The organism is Streptomyces sp. NPDC006283 (assembly GCF_040613325.1).
In the GTDB taxonomy this organism is placed as follows: Bacteria; Actinomycetota; Actinomycetes; order Streptomycetales; family Streptomycetaceae; genus Streptomyces.
Genome location: NZ_JBEXRZ010000347.1, coordinates 1 through 4,269 on the forward strand (window position 1 = coordinate 1; position 4,269 = coordinate 4,269).

The 4,269-nt window shown below is 73.3% G+C and carries 4 protein-coding genes and 1 tRNA gene; all 5 read left to right on the forward strand.

Translation table 11 applies throughout. The features are described from left to right. The first annotated feature begins 53 nt into the window (after window positions 1–53). The 5 genes from ABZ070_RS35550 to ABZ070_RS35570 all read left to right on the forward strand — a co-directional run bounded on the left by ABZ070_RS35550 (window position 54) and on the right by ABZ070_RS35570 (window position 4,264). Window positions 54–1,643, forward strand: a complete 1,590-nt coding sequence (locus ABZ070_RS35550; RefSeq protein WP_356640134.1) for a hypothetical protein — start codon at window positions 54–56, stop codon at window positions 1,641–1,643. Next, window positions 1,640–2,968 carry an AAA domain-containing protein gene (locus ABZ070_RS35555; RefSeq protein WP_356640136.1) on the forward strand — a complete coding sequence of 443 codons (1,329 nt, stop codon included), beginning with the start codon at window positions 1,640–1,642 and terminating at the stop codon, window positions 2,966–2,968. The genes ABZ070_RS35550 and ABZ070_RS35555 overlap by 4 nt, the downstream gene beginning before the upstream one ends. Before the next feature lie 74 nt (window positions 2,969–3,042). After that, entirely contained in the window at window positions 3,043–3,384 is a 342-nt protein-coding gene (locus ABZ070_RS35560) for a hypothetical protein (protein ID WP_356640138.1), read from the forward strand. Window positions 3,385–3,582: 198 nt separating this feature from the next. Continuing rightward, window positions 3,583–4,200 (forward strand): bifunctional DNA primase/polymerase, encoded by a 618-nt coding sequence (locus tag ABZ070_RS35565; RefSeq protein ID WP_356640140.1) that lies wholly within the window; start codon window positions 3,583–3,585, stop codon window positions 4,198–4,200. Next, window positions 4,191–4,264 (forward strand) — tRNA-Lys (locus ABZ070_RS35570). Before ABZ070_RS35565 ends, ABZ070_RS35570 begins: the two co-directional genes overlap by 10 nt. Window positions 4,265–4,269 lie beyond the last annotated feature (5 nt).

Sequence of the window (4,269 nt, forward strand, 5' to 3'; positions counted from 1 at the left end):
CCCGCTGCGCCGCGCGACGCTCTCGCCGACAGGGAGCAGCAGGGGGCGGGCGCATGTCGCTGATCGCCACCCTCGCCCGGCTGGAGGCCGTCGAGACGGGCCGGGCGCAGCCGCTCGCGACCGTCCGCCACCGGCACCTCTCGGAGCGACCGCTCGTCGTCGTACCCCTGACCACCGCGGGCGAGGCGGGTGCGCCGCTCGGCGCGCTCGTCGGCACCCGCGCCGAGGAGCCGCGGCTGCTGGTCGTCGCCCAGCCGCGCGACCGGGACCTGCGCTCGGCGTTCCTGGCCGAGCTGGCCGACGTGGTTTTGCCGTATGTGGACGGGTTCGGGGACGACGTCGAGCTGGTCGAGCGCAAGGAGACCTGCGCCGAGACCGGCAAGAAGGTCACCGTCGAGGCCGAACTGTGCGCCGACGCACCCCAGTTGATCGTGCCGAGCCGTGCGGGCGTTGCGTTCGTACGGCTGCTGGGGCGCTCGATGCGGTTTCGGCGCACGGCGGAGCAGGACCCCGACACGCCCTACCCGGCACCGCCGCGGGTTCCCCTGCTGGGCCGCTGGCTCACGCACTACGGGGAGCGCGCCCGTGTGCCGGGCTCCTCGCTGCTGCTCGCCGCGACCGACCTGCTGGGCCGTCACTGGGCGACCGGCCAGTCCTCGCTGGAGGACCAGCATCTCGGCGCTCTGCTCGCCTGGATCGACCCGCCCGAGGGAGAATCGGGCGCGGAGGCGGCGCTGCGCGCGGAGCTCGGCCGCGACCGGGAAGGGCAGTTGCTCTGCCCGCCGGCGGGACCGGCGACCGACCCGGCGTTCGACAACAAGCTGCTTGCGCCCGCGATGGAGCGTTACGACCGCGCCCGTCAGCTGCTGGCAACGGCCGAGGACGGGGAGAGCGCCGACGAACGGCTCGGCGAGCTGCACCGCGCCGAGAGCGAGATCCGGCGCCTGGTCCTCGGCCTGACGCGCCCCACCTGGGATGCCGTGTGGCGTGCCATCGGACTCCTGCGCGAGCTCCCCGAGGGCGCCCGCGTGGGCGACCGCTGGACCCGCGACCGCTGGTCCTTCACGGCGCACCGCGACCGGGTCCGCGCCGGGGAGCCGCCGCAGCCGAGGCGGGACGACGCCGTGACCGCCGCGCAGAAGCTCGCGGCCCGCGAAACGGCCCAGGCGCAGCTCGAGGCGCACGAGGCTCTGGACGATCCACTGGTGCTGGCGGGCCGCCGCCTGGCGGGAGAGGCGTTCGCCTCCGAGGTGATCGACGTGGAAATGGCCTGGTCGGAGTCGAAGCGGCCGAGTCCCCGCCCCCTGGTCACCGTCCGCACCGACGACAGCCCGCACCTCGGCGAGGGGGTCAAGGTCTACCGCTCCCTCGAAGGCAAGCCGCAGACCGCGGAGTTCGTACGGTACGAGGCCGACGGCACCCTGGTGCTGCGTGTCACCGACCGGATGGGGCGGTCCAAGGAGCCCGCGGAAGGGTCCGTGCCGGCGAAGGGAGACGTCATCGCCTGGACGCTGTTCGAGCACGACCAGCGGGGCGGGCCGAAGCTGCCCGACCCGGAGGAGACCCCCTGGACGCACGGCGGTCCGCCGCGGTCGGATGTGGCCGAGATCCCCGACGCCGTCACCCCGGAGGACCTGCTGTGACGTTCGATCCCGCCGCGGAGGCCGCGCGCGCCACCGGCGCCATCCTGCACGACACCCTCCACGGCTCCGCCCGGGGTGTCGTCGTCGACTCCCCTCCCGGCGCGGGCAAGTCCACACTCGTCGTTCGCGCGGCGCTCGAACTGGCCGCGGCCGGGCGGCCGTTGATGGTGGTCGCGCAGACCAACGCACAGGTCGACGACCTGGTCCTGCGGCTCGCGGAGAAGGAGCCCGAACTCCCCGTCGGCCGCCTCCATTCGAACGACTCCGATCCCTACGACAAGGCCCTCGACGGCCTGGACAACGTGCACAAGTCGGCGAAGGCGGGGGACCTCGCCGGACTGGACGTCGTCATCTCCACGGCTGCCAAGTGGGCACATGTGCAAGGCGTCGAGCCCTGGCGGCACGCCATCGTCGACGAGGCCTACCAGATGCGCTCCGACGCGTTGCTCGCCGTCGCCGGACTCTTCGAACGGGCCCTGTTCGTGGGGGACCCGGGCCAGCTGGACCCGTTCTCGCTCGTCGGTTCCGAGCAGTGGGCCGGGCTGTCGTACGACCCGTCGGCCAGTGCGGTGTCCACGCTGCTGGCCCACAATCCCGAGCTGCCGCAGCACCGGCTGCCTGTCTCCTGGCGGCTGCCGGCGTCGGCGGCGCCGCTGGTGTCCGACGCGTTCTATCCGTACACGCCGTTCCGCAGCGGCACCGGCGCCGGCGACCGGCGCCTCACCTTCGGCGTCCCCTCCGACGGCTCGGGCCCGGACCGGGTGCTCGACGAGGCGGCCGAGTCCGGGTGGGGGCTGCTCGAGCTCCCCGCGCGGCGCACCCCGCGGACCGATCCCGAGGCGGTCCGGGCCGTGGCCCTGGTGGTCCGGCGGCTCCTTACCCGCGGTGGCGCTGCGATCTCCGAGCGCGCGGAGGACCCGGTGCCGCTCACCGCCGACCGGATCGCGGTCGGCACGGCCCATCGCGACCAGGCCGCGGCGGTCCGGGCGGCGCTGTCGGACCTGGGCGTCGCCGGTGTGACGGTCGACACCGCCAACCGCCTCCAGGGCCGGGAGTACGACGTGACCGTCGTACTCCACCCCCTGTCGGGCCGCCCCGACGCGACGGCGTTCCACCTCGAGACGGGCCGCCTGTGCGTCCTCGCCTCTCGCCACCGGCACGCATGCATCGTCGTGTGCCGGGAAGGCGTGGGTGACCTTCTGGACGAGCACCCCTCGACGGAGCCGGTGCAGCTGGGTGTGACCGTGAAGTTCCCGGACGGGTGGGAGGCGAACCACGCGGTCCTCTCCCATCTGGCCGAACACCGCGTCGCCTGGCAGCCGTGAGGCGGTCTTGCGCGGAGCGGGACAATGGATGGCGGCCCAAAGGCACGGGCCGTGAATCGAGGAGGAGTACGGACATGGCGGAACCCGAGCGGACGACCGAGCGCAGGTTGCGGCCGGCCCCGCTGGTCTTCGAGCCGTCGGAAGCTGCCGCCGACCCCGAGCACTTCTTCGACCTGGAGTCCATGGACGATCCGCGCGAGCTGCTGACGCGCTCGACGGAACTGGCGCTGGCGTTCCGCGCGGCAACGGACCGCGCGGTCGAGTTCCAGGCCATCGCGGCGGCCCAGCTCGCCGACCCCCGCCGCTTCGACCGCCTGACCCCGGCGGACATCGGCGAGCGCGCGGGCTGGACGGAGGACTACGCCAGAAAGATGATCGAATTCGGCACGGACCTGCTCCGCGGCGCGATCACGTAACGGGCCGGCGGCACTCTCCGGCCTGCTCGCGGTACCCGCCGCCTCGGGAAACGAACCACGCCCCGGCAGCCCCAAGCGCCCCCGTCAACATCACCCCGCATATGCCGAGGGCGCAAGATACTCCCCTCCGCCCCACCCTGTCCTCGTTTCTGTCAACCCACTGAAATTGCAGTGTCACCGCGGGTAAGTCTTGGAGACATGACCGCATGGCTGCGAGACCCGTCCCTGCCGACCTCCGTCCTCCCCGACGCCGGGGAGCACCTGGCGGCCCGCGTGACGCCCCCCGGCGCCGGGTGGCTTGCCTCCGCCGAGGCGTATCCGCGCTCCGCGCTCGCACAGTGGGAGGCGCGGCCCACCGCTCCCGCCGTGCTGCCCTGCGGCCTGGTCTTCGACGTGGTGAACGTCCCCGCGATCTTCGGGCGGCGGATGCTCGACCGGTTGTGGGCGGAGGGCCCCGGCTCCGGCCCGGTGGCCATGCACCGCGGCCGGATGATGCTGTTCGCCGCGCCCGGTACGGCGCAGCGTCTGCCGTCGCTGCTCGACTGGGAGGAGTGGGGCGACGCCGTGCCGCCGCCGCTCTGCCACGGCATGGGCGACGCGGTCACCGTCCCGCCCCTGACCCCGTCGAACACCGCCTCCGAGCCCCGCTGGCTGGTCGCCCCCGACACCCGGCAGCCCTGGCTGCCGGGCCCCGAGGTCCTGCTCTGGGCGTGCGTGCGGGCGGTGCGTGCTAAGGCCTCCGCAGAGGTACGGGTATCGATTTTTCCTCCCGCCGATCAGGATGCTAAGGTCTACGACGTCAGCAGGCGCCGCTAGCTCAGTTGGTTAGAGCAGCTGACTCTTAATCAGCGGGTCCGGGGTTCGAGTCCCTGGCGGCGCACAGAC